The 18,667-nt window shown below is 68.8% G+C and carries 19 protein-coding genes; 8 read left to right on the forward strand and 11 right to left on the reverse strand.

The annotated features are described in order from the left end of the window. Position 1 precedes the first annotated feature (1 nt). The 5 genes from mch to ACMV5O_RS10020 form a co-directional block, all read right to left on the reverse strand. The gene (gene mch / locus ACMV5O_RS10000; RefSeq protein WP_416163318.1) at positions 2-1,000 is read right to left on the reverse strand and encodes a methenyltetrahydromethanopterin cyclohydrolase; all 999 of its coding nucleotides are present in this window, start codon (positions 998-1,000) and stop codon (positions 2-4) included. 13 nt (positions 1,001-1,013) lie between these two features. Then, positions 1,014-1,919, reverse strand: coding sequence for an NAD(P)-dependent methylenetetrahydromethanopterin dehydrogenase (locus tag ACMV5O_RS10005; protein ID WP_416163319.1), 906 nt, complete (start codon positions 1,917-1,919; stop codon positions 1,014-1,016). Between the two features lie 88 nt (positions 1,920-2,007). Further along, positions 2,008-3,042, reverse strand: a complete 1,035-nt coding sequence (locus tag ACMV5O_RS10010; protein WP_416163320.1) for a beta-ribofuranosylaminobenzene 5'-phosphate synthase family protein — start codon at positions 3,040-3,042, stop codon at positions 2,008-2,010. A gap of 56 nt (positions 3,043-3,098) precedes the next feature. Next, positions 3,099-4,118, reverse strand: a complete 1,020-nt coding sequence (locus ACMV5O_RS10015; RefSeq protein WP_416163321.1) for a triphosphoribosyl-dephospho-CoA synthase — start codon at positions 4,116-4,118, stop codon at positions 3,099-3,101. Further along, positions 4,105-5,295, reverse strand: a complete 1,191-nt coding sequence (locus ACMV5O_RS10020; protein WP_416163322.1) for an ATP-grasp domain-containing protein — start codon at positions 5,293-5,295, stop codon at positions 4,105-4,107. The genes ACMV5O_RS10015 and ACMV5O_RS10020 overlap by 14 nt, the downstream gene beginning before the upstream one ends. Positions 5,296-5,705: 410 nt before the next feature. Between ACMV5O_RS10020 and ACMV5O_RS10025 the strand changes: the two genes are divergently transcribed. The 7 genes from ACMV5O_RS10025 to ACMV5O_RS10055 all read left to right on the forward strand — a co-directional run bounded on the left by ACMV5O_RS10025 (position 5,706) and on the right by ACMV5O_RS10055 (position 12,094). Beyond that, a complete protein-coding gene (locus ACMV5O_RS10025; protein ID WP_416163323.1) occupies positions 5,706-7,544 on the forward strand; it encodes a methanol/ethanol family PQQ-dependent dehydrogenase in 1,839 nt (612 codons plus the stop codon). Between the two features lie 138 nt (positions 7,545-7,682). After that, the gene (locus ACMV5O_RS10030) at positions 7,683-8,105 is read left to right on the forward strand and encodes a c-type cytochrome (protein WP_416163324.1); all 423 of its coding nucleotides are present in this window, start codon (positions 7,683-7,685) and stop codon (positions 8,103-8,105) included. 17 nt (positions 8,106-8,122) lie between these two features. Continuing rightward, positions 8,123-9,019: a quinoprotein dehydrogenase-associated putative ABC transporter substrate-binding protein gene (locus tag ACMV5O_RS10035; RefSeq protein ID WP_416163325.1), complete on the forward strand. Its 897-nt coding sequence runs from the start codon at positions 8,123-8,125 to the stop codon at positions 9,017-9,019. Positions 9,020-9,136: 117 nt separating this feature from the next. Further along, positions 9,137-9,856, forward strand: coding sequence for a hypothetical protein (locus tag ACMV5O_RS10040; RefSeq protein ID WP_416163326.1), 720 nt, complete (start codon positions 9,137-9,139; stop codon positions 9,854-9,856). A 16-nt stretch (positions 9,857-9,872) separates the two neighbouring features. Further along, positions 9,873-10,256, forward strand: coding sequence for a hypothetical protein (locus tag ACMV5O_RS10045; protein ID WP_416163327.1), 384 nt, complete (start codon positions 9,873-9,875; stop codon positions 10,254-10,256). Between the two features lie 36 nt (positions 10,257-10,292). Further along, on the forward strand, positions 10,293-11,246 hold the full coding sequence (locus tag ACMV5O_RS10050; protein WP_416163328.1) for a quinoprotein relay system zinc metallohydrolase 2: 954 nt from the start codon (positions 10,293-10,295) through the stop codon (positions 11,244-11,246). A gap of 23 nt (positions 11,247-11,269) precedes the next feature. Next, positions 11,270-12,094, forward strand: coding sequence for a quinoprotein dehydrogenase-associated SoxYZ-like carrier (locus tag ACMV5O_RS10055; RefSeq protein ID WP_416163329.1), 825 nt, complete (start codon positions 11,270-11,272; stop codon positions 12,092-12,094). 48 nt (positions 12,095-12,142) lie between these two features. Here the strand turns inward: ACMV5O_RS10055 and ACMV5O_RS10060 are convergent, their stop codons facing one another. After that, on the reverse strand, positions 12,143-12,682 hold the full coding sequence (locus ACMV5O_RS10060; RefSeq protein ID WP_416163330.1) for a DUF3280 domain-containing protein: 540 nt from the start codon (positions 12,680-12,682) through the stop codon (positions 12,143-12,145). Positions 12,683-12,783: 101 nt separating this feature from the next. Between ACMV5O_RS10060 and ACMV5O_RS10065 the strand changes: the two genes are divergently transcribed. Beyond that, complete coding sequence (locus ACMV5O_RS10065) at positions 12,784-13,692, forward strand: MBL fold metallo-hydrolase (RefSeq protein WP_416163331.1); 909 nt, start codon at positions 12,784-12,786, stop codon at positions 13,690-13,692. Between the two features lie 56 nt (positions 13,693-13,748). On the opposite strand, the gene ACMV5O_RS10070 is transcribed toward ACMV5O_RS10065, so the two are convergent. The 5 genes from ACMV5O_RS10070 to ACMV5O_RS10090 all read right to left on the reverse strand — a co-directional run bounded on the left by ACMV5O_RS10070 (position 13,749) and on the right by ACMV5O_RS10090 (position 18,579). After that, entirely contained in the window at positions 13,749-14,741 is a 993-nt protein-coding gene (locus ACMV5O_RS10070) for a beta-propeller fold lactonase family protein (protein WP_416163332.1), read from the reverse strand. Beyond that, entirely contained in the window at positions 14,742-15,284 is a 543-nt protein-coding gene (locus ACMV5O_RS10075) for an SRPBCC family protein (protein ID WP_416163333.1), read from the reverse strand. Positions 15,285-15,350: 66 nt separating this feature from the next. Next, a complete protein-coding gene (locus ACMV5O_RS10080) occupies positions 15,351-16,160 on the reverse strand; it encodes an ABC transporter permease (protein ID WP_416163334.1) in 810 nt (269 codons plus the stop codon). Between the two features lie 101 nt (positions 16,161-16,261). Next, positions 16,262-17,458 (reverse strand): amino acid ABC transporter substrate-binding protein, encoded by a 1,197-nt coding sequence (locus ACMV5O_RS10085; RefSeq protein WP_416163335.1) that lies wholly within the window; start codon positions 17,456-17,458, stop codon positions 16,262-16,264. 131 nt (positions 17,459-17,589) lie between these two features. Beyond that, positions 17,590-18,579, reverse strand: coding sequence for a PQQ-dependent catabolism-associated beta-propeller protein (locus ACMV5O_RS10090; protein ID WP_416163336.1), 990 nt, complete (start codon positions 18,577-18,579; stop codon positions 17,590-17,592). Between the last annotated feature and the right edge of the window lie 88 nt (positions 18,580-18,667).

Consider the following 18,667-nt stretch of genomic DNA (forward strand, 5'->3'; position numbering starts at 1 on the left):
CTCAGGCCTCCAGCCACAGCCGACGCAGCAGCGCCATGTCGAGCGCGCCGGCATGCCAGCTGCGGCCGCTGTCGAGGTTGCTCACCCACACCTCGGCCGGGGCGAACAGGGCCGGATCGATCTTGTAGAAGTCGTATTCGTAGTCGCGGAAGATGTCGGCGAAGGAGCGCCCGTAGTCGCGCGAATTAGACGACGGCAGGCGCTGCGCCAGGTCGCGCGCGGCCTCGTCGCTGCCCCTGACCTTCAGATGCACCCGTCCGCCATACAGGATGGCGTCGTTGGTGCGCCCCATCGCCACGCCGCCGTCGGGGCTGGGCGCCGGCAGCGGCGCGCCGGCGTGCCCATCGACCACGTCGGCGAGCGCGAAGCCCAGTTCGTGCGCCTTGTGCATCGCCACCTCGAGCACGCGGGCAACGACCTGGGTGGTGCCGGCCAGACTGGTGGTCGGCGTCAGTATCAGCGTCAGCGCCTCGGGCGCCAGGCCGCAGTCGCGCAGGATCTTGTCGACCACCACCGGCGGCGGCCGGCGATCGACCTCGAGCACCAGCACGCCGCGCTCGGCCTGGTCGCGATAGCCGAGCTCGGCAAACAGGTCCTCACGACCGGCGAGCGCGCGTGCCGGCCCCGACCCGAGCGAAAAGAACTTCTTGCCGCCTGCCTCCTCCTTGCTCGCGGCAAGGCTCCAGCCCGCGTACTGGCTGGCGAGGCAGGCCAGCACCGGCTGTGCGCTGCCGACGTCGAGCCAGCTCGTCCAGGTCTCTTCCGTGCGCGCCGACAGTCGTACCTCGCCCAGCCCGCCCATGCAGATCTCGCCGATCAGCAGGCCGGCGGCGACGCTGCCGCGGGTGCCGATGCCGCCATCGATCACGGTCACGCCGTTGTCCAGCCGCGCCACCTCCACCCCGAGCGCCGCGGCCGAATCGATCAGCCTTGCCACCAGCGGGGCGGCGAGACGATTGACGCTCAGGCCGCGGGCCTGAACCTTGTGCTGTGCACTCATCCTGCCTCCCCGTTTAGCCCTTGGCGGCGAGGATCTCGCGCGCCTTGTCGAAGGCTTCGGCGAAGCCCAGGTAGAGCGGCTTGTCGGCATTGCGCATCGCCACCAGCAGCCCGTTCTCGACCTGGTACTTGACGTTGCCCACCGCCAGGGCGCCGATGCCGACGGCACGGCTGCCGTCGAGCGCCTTGCCGCTGTCCATCACGCCGACGCCGGCAATGCCCTCGGGCGGGACCGCGTTGACGTCGGCGGCCACCAGCAGCGCGCCCGCGCAGGCGCGATCGGCCGCGCTCATCACCTGCACGCCCGCCGCGGCGGTGGCGAGCACGACGTCGGCCTCGGCCAGCGCGGCCTGGCGCGTCGCCTCGGTGGCCGTGCCTACGCCACGCAGCGTGCAGTCGAAGCGCGCCGCGGTCTCGGCGGCAGCGCGCTCGGCGTTGGCCTGGTCACGATGGCTCGCCAGCGCAACCTTCGCCCCCAGCCGCGCCGCCAGCACACCGGCGATGCGCCCGACCGTGCCCGTGCCGCCCAGGATCAGCACGCGCTTGCCGGCAAAGTCGGTGCCGTGCGCCTTGTGCAATTGCTGCTCGACGCAGGCCACGAGCGCGGCGGCGGTGGTGTAGGAGCCGCTCGGGTCGGCGATCACCGACACCTCGAAGGGCGGCACCATGGCCTTGCGCGCGCGCTCGAGCATGTCGGCGGCGAGCAGCACGTCGCGCCCGCCGATGAAGATCCCGGTCGCCTTCACGCCCTTGGGGCCGCGCGAGAAGATCGCGTCCTGGGTGAGGCCGGTGATCTCGTCCAGGCTCACCCCGCAGTAGGGCACGACCACCTGGTAGCCCGCATCGACCGCCATGTTGATGTCGAACGGACTCATCTGCTTGCCCGGGGTGAACATGTGAAGAATGTAGCTGCGCTCCATGAAAGCCCTCCTCGCTCGAAAGCGTGTCGTGAATGATGTGGGGATGGTCGGGGCTGCGACCCGGCCCGCCGCTGCGGCCGCCCCGGCCTCAGACGCGGGCCAGCGCAGCCGCGCCCAGGCCGACCTGGGCGCCACGATTGTTGGCGGTGGTGATGACGATGCGCAGCGCCGGGTCGACCGCGCCGGCTGCGCGCGCCGCCGCGAGTGCGGCCTCGGCCGCCGCGCGCGAGCGCATCAAGGCGAAGCCGGTCGGCCCCCAGGAGCTCTGGCCGATGCCCGCAGGCTCGCGCCGCCCCAGCCATTCCAGGGTGCGGCCGACCGCCGCGCTGGTGTACATCGAACCGCCCTGCGCGGGCGCGAAATAGTCGCCGATCAGGCGCTGGATGGTGCTAATGCCTTCGGCGAAGGGCTCGAAGGCCTGCTCGATTGCCCCCGGCAATACCCGCATCAGCACCTGGTGGCAGACATCGGCCGCCAGCGCCCGCGGAAACGGTGACAGCGCATCCATCGCCACCCGCTCGGCACTGCCGCACAGGCCGCCGATGCGCTCGTCGAGCACGAGCACCACCGCCCATTCGGCCGGGAACGTAATGCGCGACAGCAGCGGCGCGGCACTGCCGTCCGCGCCCGGGCCGCCGTCGAGCAGCAGCCCGCCACGGTCGAAGCCGGCGATGCCGACGCCCGAGCGCCGGCCCCGGCCGAGGATCGCGGCGAGGTGCCGGGTCGGCATCTCGAGACCATGGAAGCTGCTGAAGGCGCGCCCGATGGCGAGCGCGAGCTGGGTGCCGGAGCCGAAGCCCGCATGCGCCGGCGGCGCAGCGAGCAGACGCACGCACAAGGGGGCGTCGAGGCCGGTCTCGCGCTGCAGCGTGGCGAGGTAGCGCTCGAGCCGGGCCGCCGCGTCGGGCGCGGCCCCGTCGGCGACGACGATGCGGTTGCGCACATCGGGGCGCAGTTCGAGCCGGGTCGAGAAGCCATCGATCACCAGCCCGAGGCTGGCGAAGCGCCGGCCCAGGCTGCCATTGGGGTCGAGAAACCCCAGGTGAAGACGCGCCGGCGAGTCGACGCTGACGCAGCGCTCGGCGTCACTCGAGTGCTCGGAAGATTGGCGAGGAAAGCTCATGGTGGGGGTCTCGCCCGCTGCTCGCAGGCCGTCTCGTCGATTCGATCCCAACATATTTAGCAAGCTTCGTTCCAATCGATCGCAGCCGTGTTCGGCGGCGCGGCATGGAGCAGGTCGGGCGCGAGCAGCGCGCCGACGAAGAGGGTGCACACGGTGAGATCGGCGCTGGTGCCGGGATTGAGCCCGCGCGCCTTCAGCGAGTCATCCCAGTCAGCGAAGGCCTGCCCGTCCGCGGCCGCCGGCTCGCGCGCAAGGCGCTCGCGCCAGGGCTGCGCCTCGGCACACACGGCGCGCGCCTGCGCCTCGCCGTATTTGCGCACGATGTGCGAGTCCGGCCAGGTCGCCAGCCAGGCCAGATACACCGCCTGCACGCGTTGCGCGAGCGGCGCGTGCACGGACCCGGCGAAGGCGTCCAGACCCAGCCCGAAGATCTGCGCATAGTCTTCGGCGTACTGGCGTGCGATGAGGTCGCGGTGCGCCGCGAGCGCCATCGCCGCCCGCAGGTCCACGCTCGGCTCGGCGGCGACATCCTGTTCTTCGGCCCGCCCCAGTCCGCCCGGGCTGGCAATCGCGATGGCGCGATAGGCGGCCCGCGCATCGTTGCGGTCGAGGCGGCGCAGCACCGCACGCAGCGCGTCGCGCAGCGCGGCGGGGCCGGCGGCCGGCTGGTGCTCCACGGCACAGGCGAGTGGCGCGCACAGCAGCAGGATGCCGAGATTGGTGTTGCAGCCGACCGCCTCGCGGGTGGCGCGGGCCGCAGCCTCCAACCGCGCGCCCGGTGACAGACGCGCATCGAACAGAGGCCCGGCCGACACCCGGGCGCTGTGCAGGAACTGTCGCGCACTCATGTCGTGTCCGGCCGAGGCCACGCTCACGTTGCCCGGCTTGCGTACCGCCACATCCATGCTGCAGGCCCACAGGAAAGCGGCGCGCGCGTGGGCAAATCCTGCGTCCACCGCGGCAGCCTCGCCCCCGGCGCGGCGCCCTCCTGCAAGCCGCCCTTCATCGGCCCGCCCTTCATCGGCCCGCAGCTCGCCGCGTTGCCGGCGCCGAACCACGGCTTCATTGCTCGTCATGCTGTCGTTCTTCCTTTTCCGCCAGGCCGCCCCCCGATGCCAGCGCATTCAGGACCGCGCACCGCCGCTCGACCAGGCGCGCCTCGACCTCCACCACCGACGGCCCGTGCGCGAACACCGTACACACCGGCCCAGCACGCGCATGGCGCGTCCCAGCGGTAGGGACGTCGGCGCACCAGCCGCTGTCGAGCAAGGCGCGGACCAGTGCCGCACTCACCTGCCCGGCAGCGCGGGCAAACACCGTCTCGTAGCCGCGCACGGCAGGGGCGCAGCGCGCCCGCAGCGGGCTCAGCCGGCCCTCGCAGGCAAGCACGTGGGCGCGCAGCAATCCCACCTCGAAAGCGTCGTGGAAGAGGTTGATCGCGGCCGTCGGGCGCGGATTGAGTTCGAGCAGCTGCACCGTGCCGTCCGCATCCACGATGAAGTCGATGCCATTGAGCCCGCGCAGGGCGAGCGCGGTGGTGAGCCGGCCGGCGATGTGCGCGAGCTGCGCGGCCACCTCCTCCGCCACCGCGACCGGCCCGACGCCGCCGCGAAAGACGAAGGGGCGGCGCCCGAGCGGGCGCACGATCTGGCGCGCGACACCGACCACCCGCGCCGCCTCCCCATCGGCCAGAAACAGCGCGGACATGGGCGCGCCAGGCAACTCGCGCTGAAAGTAAGCTCCCCTGCCCGGCCGCGCCGGTCCGCGATTCGCGGCCTCCAGGCGGCGCACGTGCCAGCCGCCGCAGGCGTGGGCATCTTTGCTCAGCCAGCCGCGCGGGTCGGCAGGCGCGCTCAGCCGCGACGGCGGGTGCGCAATGTCGAGCCGCGCCAGCAGCGCGAGAAAATTCCCTGGCGTACGCACACGGGCTACCGTCGCCGGAGTGTTGCCGATCAGAGGCAACACTCCGGCCGCGGCCTCGAGGAGCTCGAGCTGGGCCTCGAAACCGCTGCCGGCAACCCATCCCATGACATCGCCCTGCGCCCGCAGGCCGCCGAGCGCGGCGAGCAACCGTTGAGGGGCGATGCGCAAGCCGCCGTCGCCGATCGCCACATGCTCGATCGCGGCTGCGCGGGTGTCCAGGTCGCCAAACACGTCAAGCGCAATCGCCGCGTACCCGCTCTGCCGCGCGCACTCGACGAGGCTGCGCGCCGAGCGGGCGACGAGAGCGATGGAGGGAGGCGCGAGGTGCATCGCCGCATTCTGCCACTTCACCCGGCGCCGCGCGCTGCCCGCGCAGAGGGCCTCGAGTGGCCCTGCCCCATGTCCCAAAAAGTAGCACCTGCCCCAGATTTAAGCAGCGTTGCAGCGCGCCGGCTGACCCGTCCGGGCGCGGCGACCCGGTACAGGCGCGGTCTGCCGCCCACGATCGCCCGCATCGGCCACAAACATCGATGTGGATCGGGGCACGACCGCGCCAGCCGTCGACGCTGTTCGCGAAACCGGCCCTGGCACAGCCTTTGCATTGAATAGCGCAGTTTCAGGGCAGTCGCGTCCCCGGCCGGTCGCGGGGGGCTTGCAGCAGCATTCCTCGTGTGCCGCGGCGAGGTGGAAGTTGGTTCGTGTGGCAAAACAACGCAGTGTTGAAAAGTGAGGAGACGACAATGAAACAGATCGGGAAACCCGCCCGTCGCAACACGCAACTCCTGGCCGCCGTACTGCTGGCCCTGCCCGGGCTCGCATTCGCCAACGCCGACCTGAAGAGCAAGATGGACGACCCGGGCAACTGGGCAGCGCAGGCCGGCGACTTCTACAACCAGCGTTACAGCAAGCTCGACCAGATCAACAAGGACAACGTCGGCAACATGCAGGTCGCGTGGACCTTCTCCACCGGCGTGCTGCGCGGCCACGAAGGCTCGCCGCTCGTCATCGACGGCATGATGTACATCCACACGCCTTTCCCGAACAAGGTCTTCGCGCTCGACCTCGACACGCAGAAGATCGTCTGGCGCTACGAGCCGCGCCAGGATCCCTCGGTGATCGCGCAGATGTGCTGCGACACCGTCTATCGCGGCCTCGCCTACGCCGAAGGCAAGATCTTCCTGCAGCAGGCCGACAGCACCCTGGTCGCGCTCGACGCCAAGGACGGCAAGGTGCTGTGGAGTGTGGTGAACGGCGATCCCAAGCTCGGCGCGGTCAATACCCAGGCCCCGCACGTGTTCGGCGACAAGGTCATCACCGGCATCTCGGGCGGCGAATGGGGCGTGCGCGGCTTCCTCGCCGCCTACGACATCAACACCGGCAAGCAGGTCTGGAAGGGCTACAGCGTCGGCCCCGACAACGAGATGCTGGTCGACCCGGAAAAGACCATGACCTGGACCGACGGCGAGCTGAAGCCGGTCGGCCCTGACTCCTCGCTCAAGACCTGGCAAGGCGACCAGTGGAAGATCGGCGGCGGCACCACCTGGGGCTGGTTCAGCTGGGATCCCGAACTGAACCTGGTGTACTACGGCACCGGCAACCCGTCGACCTGGAACCCCTCGCAGCGCCCGGGCGACAACAAGTGGACGATGACCATCTTCGCCCGCGACCTCGACACCGGCGTCGCCAAGTGGGTCTACCAGATGACGCCGCACGACGAGTGGGACTACGACGGCGTCAATGAAATGATCCTTGCCGACATCAAGGTCAAGGGCAAGGACACCAAGGCGCTGGTGCACTTCGACCGCAACGGCTTCGCCTACACCATGGATCGCACCAACGGCGCGCTGCTCGTCGCCGAGAAGTACGACCCGACGGTGAACTGGGCCTCGCATATCGACATGAAGACCGGTCGTCCGCAGGTCGTCGCCCAGTACTCGACCTCCAAATTCACCAACCCGGACCATGGCCCGGACGTGAATGTGAAGGGCATCTGCCCGGCAGCCCTCGGTACCAAGGACCAGCAGCCTGCGTCCTTCGACCCCAAGACCGGCCTGTTCTACGTGCCCACCAACCACGTGTGCATGGACTACGAGCCCTTCGAGGTCGAGTACGTCGCCGGCCAGCCCTATGTCGGCGCCACCCTGTCGATGTACCCGACGCCCAACAGCCATGGCGGCATGGGCAACTTCATCGCCTGGGACGCGGGTGAAGGCAAGATCGTGCAGTCCAAGCCCGAGAAGTTCTCGGTCTGGAGCGGCGCGCTCAACACCGCGGGCGGCATCTCCTGCTTCGGCACGCTGGAAGGCTACCTCAAGTGCGTCGATGCCAACGACATCAACAAGGAGCTCTACAGCTTCAAGACCCCGTCGGGCATCATCGGCAACGTGTTCACCTACCTGCACAAGGGCAAGCAGTACCTGGGCGTGTTCTCGGGCATCGGCGGCTGGGCCGGCATCGGCATGGCGGCGGGCCTCGAGCAGGACACGGACGGCCTGGGTGCGGTGGGCGGCTACCGCGACCTGCAGAACTACACCCAGCTGGGTGGCTCGCTGACGATCTTCGCGCTTCCCAACCGTTGATCGTCTGAAGACGCCCGCGCCGGCAAGATCGAACCGAATCCGGCGCGGGTACTCAAAGGAACACACACACAGTTGCGTCCCGAGACGCACATTGAGACCAGCGGGCCCTCCCGGGCCCGCACGGAGGAGGAGTCCCTCATGAGGAACAGGCAGTTCGCCATTGCATTCGCACTGCTCTGCTTCGGCAGCGCAACGCAGGCCCAGGATGCCCAGGCGGCGACCAAGACCAGCGAGTCCGACAAGCCGCTGTACACGGTCGTCGACGGCTACAAGGTCGACGCCGACACGCTGCAGGGTTTCCGCACCTGGCGGGCAGCCGCCTGTGACCGCTGTCATGGCGCGAACCAGGAAGGCATGGTCGGCCCCTCGCTGATCGAGAGCATGAAGACCCTGACCAAGGAAGAGTTCGTCGCCGTCGTGCGCGACGGCCGCCTGGAAAAGGGCATGCAGAGTTTCGGCAGCGATCCGCGCGTGATGGACAACATCGAAAAGCTCTACGCCTACCTCAAGGGGCGCTCGGACGGTGCGATCACGCGCGCGCGCGTCACTGGCATCGAATGATGGCCACAGGAGCCCCGATGACTGAGCCCCAAGCGCGACACCTTCGCCCCCGGGTACTCGCCACCCGCCTCGCGGGCGCCCTCTCGGCCGCATTGCTCATGGCGACCGCGCCTGCGGCGCTTGCCGAGCAAGGGAAGGCAAACGGCCGCGATGCCCTGCGCGTGTGCCAGGATCCAAACAACCTACCCTTCTCCAATGACAAGGAGCAGGGCTTCGAGAACCGCATCGCGGAGCTCTTCGGCAAGCACCTCGGCGTGCCGGTCACCTACTTCAACTATCCGCAGCGCTTCGTCTTCATCCGCAACACGCTGCGCTACAAGTTGCCGGGCGAAGACTACCCCTGCGACGTGATCATGGGCCTGCCGGTCGGCTTCGACCAGGTCGCCGTCACCAAGCCTTACTACCGCTCGACCTACGCGATGATCTTCCCCGCCGGCAAGGGGCTGGACGAGGTCAAGAGCGTCGAAGACTTCCTTGCGCTCGGGCCGGAACGCCTGTCCAAGCTCAAGATCGGCCTGTACGACAAGTCGCCGGTGTCGAAGTGGATGGATCGCCACAACCTGGTCGATCAGGGCGTGCCCTATCAGACCATCAATGTCGCCATGGACCACTATGTGGGCGACATCATCGACAAGGACCTCGTGTCCGGCAAGATCGACGTCGCCATGGTGTGGGGCCCGGTCGCCGGCTACTACGCGAAACAGATCCAGCCGCCGATGCACGTGGTGCCGATGAAGTCCGAACCCGGAATCCAGTTCGATTTCGCCTTCGGCATGGGCATCCGGCGCGGCGAACCCGAATGGCAGCAGCAGATCGAGACCTTCCTCGATACCCACCAGGCAGAGATCCAGGAGATCCTGAAGTCGTATCACGTGCCACTGGTCGACGAGGAACAGCGCATCGTCTCGAAATGACGTCGTCGCCGCGGGGCGCGGCATGAGCGCCCCCACTGCGCGCTGATGCCCGTCGCCAACGCCGGCCAGCCTCCGCCAGCCGCCCTGACACATCCGCAGTCCCCAGATGTGAGACCCATGCGCACACCCCGCTCCCTGTCCCTGCTTGCCGCCCTCACCCTCGCGTCGCTGACCCATGCCGCCGGCGCGCTCGCGCAGGCGGCGCCCGATGCGCAGGACTATTCGCCGGCCGAACGCATCATCTTCATGACCGAGCACCTGTCCGCCATCAGCCCGCCGCAGACACTGGAGTACCGCTTCCGCAAACATGGCACGCTGGAGGATGGCTTCGAGGACAAGGTGGCGCTCAAGCTGTCGCCGACCGACGCCGGCACCTGCTGCGATGCCGAGGCCGACTTCCTCAGCGCGGACCGCAGCACGACCCTGCCCGAGGTCGAGGGCGCCCGCGCCAACCCGGTCATCCTGTACTTTCTCGAGCACGACGTGCGCGAGATGAACCGGCTGACCAAGGGCCAGGCCAACCACTTCCGCAAGCGCATCCGCATGGCGATCTACAACGGCGCCAAGGTCGAGGAGCGCCGTGCGGAGTACCAGGGCAAGTCCATCCCGGTGCGGCAGGTGATGATCTCGCCCTACGACGACGACCCCAACCGTGAGCGCTTCAGCCAGTACGCGGACAAGGACTACGTGTTCTGGCTGTCCGACGCCGTACCCGGCGGCGTGTTCGGCATTGCGACCCACATGAAGAGCCCCGAGGCCGGTGCCGAGCCGCTGATGGTCGAGGAGATGTTCCTCGCCGGAGCCACCCCGCTCGAACTGGCCGCGCAGGGCCGCTGACCCCCAGGAGAACATCATGAGCAGCTCCATGCGTCCCCTCGTCCGTCCCCTCTACGGCCTTGCCTTCGGCCTCGCCGCTGCGCTGAGCCTGCCGGCGATGGCCAACGACTTCCCCACCAACGAGCGCGTGGACTACGTGTTCGAATGCATGCGCGAGCACCCGGGGCCCTACTTCGAGATGTCGAGCAAGTGCTCTTGCGCGCTCGATGCGATCGCCCGCGAGATCAGCTTCGAGGACTACCGCACAATGCACACCGCCGCGCTGGCCAACACCATCGGCGGCGAGCGTGGCGGCTACTACCGCGGCAAGCACTGGCGCGGCGAGGTGCGCAAGTACAATGAGTTGCAGGCAAAGGCCAAGGAGGGTTGCTTCATCAACACCTCGGCTGCCAGCCGCTGAACCACGCCCTGCGGCCGTGATGCACTGGATCGGGCCGTGAAACCCTGCCTGCCCCCCTTTGCCTGCCGGCGCCTCGTGTTGCTGACGGCCTTGCTGCTGGGCGCAGTAAAGGCTGCGGGCGCGGCCGACACCCTGTCCATGGCGGAGATTGCGCCAGGTGTCTTCGTGCATCAGGGCCAGCAACAGCTGTGGTCGCAGGCGAATGCGGGCGATGTCGCCAACCTCGGCTTCGTCGTCGGCAGCCGATGCGTCGCCGTCATCGACAGCGGTGGCAGCCCGCAGCTGGGCGCAGCGCTGCTGGCTGCCGTGCGCCAGGTGACGCCCGTGCCGGTGTGCTACGTGATCAGCACCCATGTGCACCCGGACCACCTCCTCGGCAACCAGGCTTTCGCCGCCCTCGAGCCGCGACCGCGCTTCGTCGGCCATGCCCGGCTACCGGCATCGCTGTCGGCGCGGGCCCCCTTCTATCGTGATGCCTTGCAGCGCGAACTCGGTGTGGAACTGACGGCAGAGGGGGTGATCTTTCCCGACCTGCTCGTCGACGACCGCCACGAGCTCGATCTGGGCGGCGTGCGCCTCACGTTGCGCGCCTGGCCCACTGCGCACACCGACAACGACCTCAGCATTCAGGTTGTCGAGCACGGCCTGATCTTCCTCGGCGACCTGCTGTTCGCAGGCCACCTGCCGGTGATCGACGGCCGCCTCCTTGGCTGGCTTGAGGTGATGGACGCGCTCGAGCAACTCGACCTGCGCCTCGCCGTACCCGGGCATGGCGCCCCGAGCGCGGACTGGAAGGCGGAGATGGCCGTGCAGCGCCGCTACCTGCTCGGCGTGCGCGACGGCGTGCGCGCAGCCATCGACGCCGGCACGCCGATCGCCGCGGCGGTCGAGGCGCTGGCGGGCACCGGTGTCGACGACTGGCTGCTGGTGGACGAATTCCATCGCCGCAACCTGACCGCGGCCTATGCCGAACTGGAATGGGAAGACTAGGGCCGATCGGCCCGGGAGGACGCATGAACACGCTCGGATCCCTGCTGCTCGCCGCCGCGCTCGCGCTCGGCGCGTCGGGCGCCAGCCTGGCCCAGCAGCCCAACGCCGACGATCCCGAAGCCAGCACCAGCTGGCAACAGGTGCGCAGCGCGCTGTTCCAGGACCGCAGCATCACCAGCCCGGCCGAGGCGATCCTCAGCATCGAGGCGCCGGATCGCGCCCAGGATGCAGCGATCGTGCCGGTGTCGATTCGCACCCATGTGGAGCAAAGCACCGAGCGCTACATCGAGAAGGTCTACCTCGTCATCGACAACAACCCCTCGCCCGTCGGCGCGGTGTTCCACTTCACGCCCGCCAGCGGTCGCGCCGACATCGAGACCCGGGTGCGGGTCGATGCCTACACCCATGTGCGCGCAATCGCGCAGATGAACGACGGCGAGCTCTTCATGGCGACCCGCTTCGTCAAGGCCTCGGGCGGCTGCTCGGCGCCGCCGGGCAAGGACATGGCGGCGGCGATGGCGAGCCTGGGCAAGATGCGCTTCCGTGTCGACGGCGACATCGAGGCCGGCAAGCCGGCGCTGGCGCAGTTGATGATCAGCCACCCGAACAACTCCGGCCTCGCCATGGACCAGCTCACCCGGCTGTATACGCCGGCCTACTTCGTGCGCCGCGTCCAGGTGAGCTATGCCGGCGAGCCGGTGCTCAGCGCCGACGTGGACTTTTCGATCAGCGAGAACCCGAACTTCCGCTTCTACTTCCTGCCCCGCGGCGAAGGCGAACTCAAGGCCGAAGTCATCGACACCAACGACCTCAAGTTCGAGACCGTGCTCACGGTGGCGCCCAAGTAGCGGCGCCGGCCACCGCAGGCGGCCTGGACTGCGGCGCCGCGGCGGCGCTCACAGGCCGTAGCGGGGGTTGAGCGCGCGCTTCTCGGCCATGTCGCGCACCATGAAGCGCACGCCGCGCAGCCAGCTCTCGTCATTGTTGCCGCGCAGATCGACCGACTTGACGAGGGCGACGCGGTTCGTCGCCACCTCGATGATCTCGATATTGACGTTGAGGATCAGGTTGCTGACCTTCTGCACCCAGCCCACGGCGACATAATCGCTGCCGATGCCGGCGGCCAGTTCGGCCTTGCAATGCGTGCAGCGGAACAGGAATTCGGTGCTGTTGCGCACCCGATCCACCAGCGCCTGGTGCGGCGCGAGATCGACGGACCGATAGAGCTCGCGCTCGGCCACCAGCTTGCGGAACTCGGCGTCGATCATCTTCAGCCTCGCCTGCTGGTCGGCGTTTCGACTGCCGTCGGGATGGTCCTCGAGCAGCTCGAAGCCGACCATCGCCAGCGAGGGCGGAGCGGCAAGCACGATGGCGCTCGCCGCGCACAACAGCGTGCCGGCGACGAGCTGCCGCAGCCGGCGTATCGTATCGATCATGGTGGTCTTCTCCTGTGGGGGCTGGGGTGATGTCTTGCCGGGGTGTCTGGCGCGATTCAGGTTCGCGTCGCTGTCGGGGCTGGTTGCAGGCCCTGCTGTGCGTGCTCGCGACCAGCTTCGTCCTGCTGCCGCCGGTTTCTGCCGGCCAGGCGCGGGTACTTGGCGAGGGGGTGTATGTCTTCCTGGGCGACAGCGCCGAGGCCGCCCCGGCCAACCGTGGCGAGGTCGGCAACATCGGCTTCGTCGTCGGTGAGCGCGGCACGGTGATGATCAACAGCGGGGCTTCGCGGCGCCACGGGCACGCCCTGCTGCAGGCCGCCGAGCAGATAGGCGGCAAGCCGGTGGTGCTGGTGATCCTCACCCAGCCGCTGCAGGAGTTCGTGATGGGCGCCGCCGCCTTCGCCGAGCGCGGCATCCCGCTGCTGACGCACCGTGCCAGCGCCGAACTGATCGGCGCACGCTGCGACACCTGCCTCGACAATCTGCGCGCGCTGCTCGGCGAGGCGGAGATGGCAGGCACGCGCGTCATCGTGCCGGAGCGGCTGATCGACGGCGACAGCGTGATCGAGTCCGGCGGCCGCAGGCTGCAATTGATCCATCCCGGCTGGGGCAGCTCGCCGGGCGACCTGATCGTGCGCGATGTGCGCAGCGGCGTCGTGTTCGCCGGCGCCCTTGCCAGCTTCGACCGTGTGCCCGAGCTGCGCGATGGCCGCCTCGAGGGCTGGCGCGCCGCCCTCGCGCGACTCGAGGCCTTGTCCGCTGCCGGCGACGTGATCGTGCCCGGCTACGGCGCGCCCGGCGGTGCGCAGGAACTGGCGCAGTTGCGGCAATACCTGCTCGATGTCGACGCCCGCGTGGGCGAACTGTTCGCCACCGATGCCGCCTTGTCGACCGCCATCGAGGCTGCCGACCTGCCCGCGTATCACGGCTGGGCGCGCTACCAGCCCGTGCATGGACGCAACGTCCAGCAGCTCTACCTCGCGCGCGAGCGCGCCCTGCTCGACGACTGAGCGGCAGCCCGCACGTCCGCTGGCGAACGGGCGCCGCTGCCCGCAAACGCGCCCGCTCACCGCGCCACCCGCGCAATGAAGGCGCCGAAGGCGCGCGGACCGTCCCCGGTGCGCGCCTCGCCCACCACCGTCAGCGAATCGACATCGATTCGGGACAGGCTGTTGTCGAACCAGTTCGCCACATACACGCTGCGCCCGTCGGCCGCCGCGGCGATGCCTTCGGGATACTCCCCGGTACTCACCTCGGCCACCACCTGCCAGCGCGCCACATCGATCACCGACACCGTGCCCGCGTACTGGTTGGTGACGAAGGCCTGGCCGCCGGCGAAGGCCACCGCATAGGGACGTTCGCCTACCATCACCGTCGCCGCGACCGTCCAGCCCGCGGTCTCGATCACCGTGACCGCATCGGAGCCCACATCGGTACTGAGCAGGAAGGCGCCATCGGGGCTGAAGCCGAGGCCGAAAGGGCGCTCGCCGGTCGGCACGACGGCCACGCGGACATGATCCGCGGTCCGGAATATGGATACCTGGTTGCTGTCACGGTCGGCCGAGGCCAGCAGGGCACCGTCCGGCGACACCGCAAGCCCGGAGGGTGAGAGGCCAGTCGGGAGTTCGGCCAGGCGCTGGCCGCTTGCCGGGTCCACCACGAACACGCGCTGCGCATACCAGTCGGCCACATACAGCGGCGCACCCGACGGATGGACGGCGATGCCGAGCGGGCCGCCCTCGAGTGCGATGCGCCCGCGCACGGCAGGCGGATCGGTATCGAGCACGGTGACGAAGGCGCCTTCCGGGCTGCTCACGAAAGCGCGCCGGCCGTCGCTGGTCACTGCCACCCCGGCGGGCTTGCCGGTCACCGGCAGGGTGGCGATCACCCTCATGTCCGGCAGCGCCACCACCGACACGGTCTCGGCCGACTGATTGGTGACGAAGGCACGCTCGACCGTGCCTCCGGCGTCGGCACCAGAATCGGCACCGGCGGGCCCGCAAGCGAGCCCGCCCGCGAGCAGCCAGGCCAGGCTCATGCGGCGCGGGGCCGAATGCAACTAGCGCGCCTCCAACTCGGCCTTCAAGGCCTCGAGCCCCGCCCGATAGACGCCGGTGACTGCGGCGATGGCGGCGGCGTCATTGAGCTCGGGCGGGGGGTCGTTGTTGGGGAAGCCGCGATAGAAGGCACCGCGCCACTCCACCCGGGACTTGCCGTCGCCGTCGGCGCTCACCGTGAGGTGAGAGGTGTAGTTCGTCACTGGGAGCACCTTCACGTCCACCTGGGTGATCTTGTACGAGTAGCTCATGCGCTCGGCGCTGTAGCGGGTGAGTTGCTCGGCGATCGTCGGCTCGCCCTCGGCCTTGAGCACCAGCAGGCGGTTGGCGCCCACCTCGTTGCCGCCCTCGCCTTCGGTGCGCGCCACCAGCGGAAGCCAGGACATGTCGTGGAAGTTGGCCACCCGCGCCCACACCTTGTCGGCCGGCGCGGCGATGTCGATGCTCAGCTCCACCTTCTGCCGGCTCGGGCCGTGGGCCCAGGCACTGCCGGCGAAAACGCTGCACAAGGCGAGGGTCAGGACGCTTCTGCGGGTGAGTCTCATGGTGTCTCCAGGTGAGGGTTCGTCATGGGTGGGTGCAACACATTCGCGGGACGCGAGCCCGCGGGCTCAACCCGGCTTGCCGGTCCGCCTGAGCATGCCGCGCTGCGGATCGTAGCCCCAGGCCGCGAGCAGGAAGAAGGCCACCAGGCAGCCGGCGACGATGGCGAGCGAGGGTACCGACACCTGGCCATGGAGCGCGAAGCGGGTCGCCTCGACGGCATGGGTGAAGGGGTTCCAGGTGGCGAGGAAGTGGATCACCCGCGCCCCCGACTCCTCGAGCTTCCACAGCGGATAGAGCGCGGGCGAGATGAAGAACATCGGGAAGATGACGAAATTCATCGTGCCGGCGAAGTTTTCGAGCTGGCGCACATGCACCGACAGCAACAGGCCGAGCGCGCCCAGCATCATCCCCGACAGCACCAGCACCGGCAGCGCGAACAGCCAGCCGTCGAGCGGCACATCGACGTCGAACAGGGCGGCGATCAGCAGGAACACATAGGCCTGCAGCACCGACAGCAGGGTGCCGGCAAGCAGCTTGCAGAACAGCAGGTACCAGCGCGGCAGCGGCGCGGTCAGCAGCAGGCGCATCACCCCCATCTCGCGGTCGTAGACCATCGCCAGCGAGGACTGCATGCCGTTGAACAGCAGCACCATGCCCAGCAGCCCGGGCACGATGTAGGTCTGGTAGGGGATGTAGGTGTCGTAGGGCGGAATGATGGAGACGCCGAACACGTTCTGGAAGCCGGCGGCGAACACCACCAGCCACAGCAGCGGGCGCACCAGGGCGGACGCCAGCCGCCCGCCCTGGCGAACGAACTTGGCGATCTCGCGGCTGGTGACCGCCTGCAGCGCGAGCAGGGCGTGGGCGAGCCTCATGCACCGCCCTCCCCGCGCCTGGCGTATCCCGCATCCATCATGCTCCCGCCCGGTTCAATGCTCATCCATCACCTCGTCGTTCGCAGCACATCAGAGCCTGCTCAGGGCTTGCACTGGCTGTCGCGGCGGTCGAAACCGAGCGTGTCCATGTTGTTGCTCTGGTGCAGGAAGCCCTGGATCGGCGCGCGCTCGACCACCGCGTTGTGGGTGGCGATCAGCATCGGCTGGCGCAGCTGGCGGTCCCAGTCGCGGAAGTTGAGTCGGTTGCCCTTGAAGCCGTCAATGGTGATCTCCTCGCTGCCGAGATAGGCGACCAGCTTGTCGAAGGGCGCGTTCTCGGTGCGCACCACGGCCTCGACCACCGCCTTCACCGCGATCCACGCCGCCCAGTCGGCGCTGCCCATGTGGCGCTTGGCCTGGCGGTCGAAGCGGCCGGTGAGCTGCGGCGCGCCGTGGCGCGGCCAGGCCCAGTGCCAGGCCTCGGCGACCAGGCCCTCGGCGCCGATCACCGGGCGCGGGCGCACGGTATCGTAGGGCACGGTACGGGCGAACTCGCCATCGCTGTCGGCGACGAAGACCACATCGTAGTCGCCGCCTGCGGTAAGCAGGCCGACGTTGCCCTGTTCGCGCTGACGCGGATCGTTGCTGAGCACGAAGTCCTTCTTGTCCACGATCTTCAGGCCGAGCCTGCGCGCTGAATTCTCGAAGGCAGCGCCGATGAGCTTGTCCTCGTCTCGCGGCCCCTGCAGCAGCAGCACGTTGCGCCACTTCTTGAACACCAGGAACTGTGCCAGCGCGTCGGTCTGCATGCCATGGTTGGGCAGGGTGTGGTAGAGGTGGGCCTGGCACTGGGCCTGGCGCAGCGCGTCGTCCGGCGCCGACACGTTGAACAGCAGCAGCTCGCGGCCGCGCGTCTTCGCCGCCAGCTCGGCCACCACCGGGCCCGGCGCATCGATCAGGAAGAAGCGCACGCCCTCGCCATGGAGCTTGTCGAGTTCGGCGAGCAGGGCCGCGGCGTCGGCACCCTTGGCGCGCGCGAGCTCGAAGCTGACCCCGAGCGCCTGGCCGACGAAGCGCACCTCCCGCATCGCCACCTCGGCGCCGGCGAAAGGCGGCCCCAGCGGACGTGACAGGGTGCGGAAGAAGGCCTTCTTGTCGTCGTAACGCGCATCCTTGTCGAGTTCCAGATAGCCGAAGCGGATCACCTCGGCCGCCATCGCCGCATTGGCGGCGAGCAGGGTCCAGGCCAGCAGGGCAAAGGTGACAACGGTGCGTAACGAAGCTCGCGCAAACATCATCGAATCTCCAGCGCTCCGCCGGACGCGAGGCCGGGCGCAAGCGCCACGGCCGTCGCCGGCGGATACTCAGACAGAAAGGAAGACAGATCGGGCGCGGGGCCCACAGGCACCGCGCGCCCCGGACCCGCCGATCAGTCGTCGATCACCGCGGTGTGCGGCACGCGACCCACCGGCACCGAGCGCAGCACCTTGTTGGTCTTGGTGTCGACGATGGAGATGTCGTCCGACAGGCCGTTGACGATGATCAGCATCGATTCGTCGCGGCTCAACGTGGCGCCCCAGGCGCGGCTGCCGACCAGCACGTAGTCCTTGATCTGGCGGCTGGCGACATCGACCACGGCGAAGTGGTTGGCGCGGCCCAGCGTGACGTAGGCGGTCTTGCCATCGCCGGTCATGGTGATGCCGACCGGGGTCACCTCCTCGCTGCGGAAGCCCTGCGGCGCGAAGCTGACGGTCTCCTTGATGGTATTGCTCTTGGCATCGAGGATGGTCACCGAGGCGCCGAGCTCGTTGGTGACCCACACCTCACTGCCGTCAGGGGTGTCGGCGAAGCGGCGCGGGCGGTTACCGACCACCACGTTGGCGAGGATCTCGTTGGTCGCGGTGTCGATCACGTGGACCATGTTGGCCACTTCCGAGGTCACGTACAGGCGGCTGCCATCCTTGCTGACCAGGATGCCCTCGGGCTCCTCGCCGACCTCGATGGTGGCGAGGATCTCGTTCTTGGCCACGTCGACCACCGACACGAGGGCGTCATCCTCATTGGAGACGTAGATCTTGCTGCCGTCCTTGCTGAAGTCGAACATCTCCGGGTCCTCGCCGACGTCGATGCTGCGCACCACCTCGAGCTTGGCGATGTCGATCACGTCCACCCGCTCGCTGTTGCTGGCGATGACGAAGATCTGCTCGCGATCGGCGGTCAGCTTCATGTCGCGCGGGCGCTCGCCGGTGGGGATGGCCTTGACCACCTGGAAGGTCTTGCCGTCGAGCACGGTGACCGCGTTGTCGTTCTCGCTGCTGATGAAGATGTAGCCGGTGTCCTTGGCCAGGGCAGCACCCGCCGGCAAGGCGAGCATCAGCGAGGTGGCCACCGCGCAGCCCAGGGTCTTCAGTCGGTTCATCGTCGTCGTCTCCTCATTGGTCTTGGATTGCCGAGCCCGTTGCGACTCGGGTACTGCCTCGAAAGCGCGGGGAAAACCCCCGCAAAAA

Origin of the sequence: Thauera sp. WH-1 (assembly GCF_047806685.1) — a bacterium.
Taxonomy (GTDB): Bacteria; Pseudomonadota; Gammaproteobacteria; order Burkholderiales; family Rhodocyclaceae; genus Thauera.

Bases quoted from the DNA above. Each gene is read 5' to 3' on its own strand.
- ACMV5O_RS10010 (WP_416163320.1), bottom strand. From the start codon at position 3,042: ATGAGCTTTCCTCGCCAATCTTCCGAGCACTCGAGTGACGCCGAGCGC.
- ACMV5O_RS10020 (WP_416163322.1), bottom strand. From the start codon at position 5,295: ATGCACCTCGCGCCTCCCTCCATCGCTCTCGTCGCCCGCTCGGCGCGC.
- ACMV5O_RS10035 (WP_416163325.1), top strand. From the start codon at position 8,123: ATGACTGAGCCCCAAGCGCGACACCTTCGCCCCCGGGTACTCGCCACC.
- ACMV5O_RS10005 (WP_416163319.1), bottom strand. From the start codon at position 1,919: ATGGAGCGCAGCTACATTCTTCACATGTTCACCCCGGGCAAGCAGATG.
- ACMV5O_RS10075 (WP_416163333.1), bottom strand. From the start codon at position 15,284: ATGAGACTCACCCGCAGAAGCGTCCTGACCCTCGCCTTGTGCAGCGTT.
- ACMV5O_RS10030 (WP_416163324.1), top strand. From the start codon at position 7,683: ATGAGGAACAGGCAGTTCGCCATTGCATTCGCACTGCTCTGCTTCGGC.
- ACMV5O_RS10055 (WP_416163329.1), top strand. From the start codon at position 11,270: ATGAACACGCTCGGATCCCTGCTGCTCGCCGCCGCGCTCGCGCTCGGC.
- ACMV5O_RS10080 (WP_416163334.1), bottom strand. From the start codon at position 16,160: ATGAGGCTCGCCCACGCCCTGCTCGCGCTGCAGGCGGTCACCAGCCGC.
- ACMV5O_RS10045 (WP_416163327.1), top strand. From the start codon at position 9,873: ATGAGCAGCTCCATGCGTCCCCTCGTCCGTCCCCTCTACGGCCTTGCC.
- ACMV5O_RS10085 (WP_416163335.1), bottom strand. From the start codon at position 17,458: ATGATGTTTGCGCGAGCTTCGTTACGCACCGTTGTCACCTTTGCCCTG.
- mch (WP_416163318.1), bottom strand. From the start codon at position 1,000: ATGAGTGCACAGCACAAGGTTCAGGCCCGCGGCCTGAGCGTCAATCGT.
- ACMV5O_RS10040 (WP_416163326.1), top strand. From the start codon at position 9,137: ATGCGCACACCCCGCTCCCTGTCCCTGCTTGCCGCCCTCACCCTCGCG.
- ACMV5O_RS10015 (WP_416163321.1), bottom strand. From the start codon at position 4,118: ATGACGAGCAATGAAGCCGTGGTTCGGCGCCGGCAACGCGGCGAGCTG.
- ACMV5O_RS10060 (WP_416163330.1), bottom strand. From the start codon at position 12,682: ATGATCGATACGATACGCCGGCTGCGGCAGCTCGTCGCCGGCACGCTG.
- ACMV5O_RS10090 (WP_416163336.1), bottom strand. From the start codon at position 18,579: ATGAACCGACTGAAGACCCTGGGCTGCGCGGTGGCCACCTCGCTGATG.
- ACMV5O_RS10025 (WP_416163323.1), top strand. From the start codon at position 5,706: ATGAAACAGATCGGGAAACCCGCCCGTCGCAACACGCAACTCCTGGCC.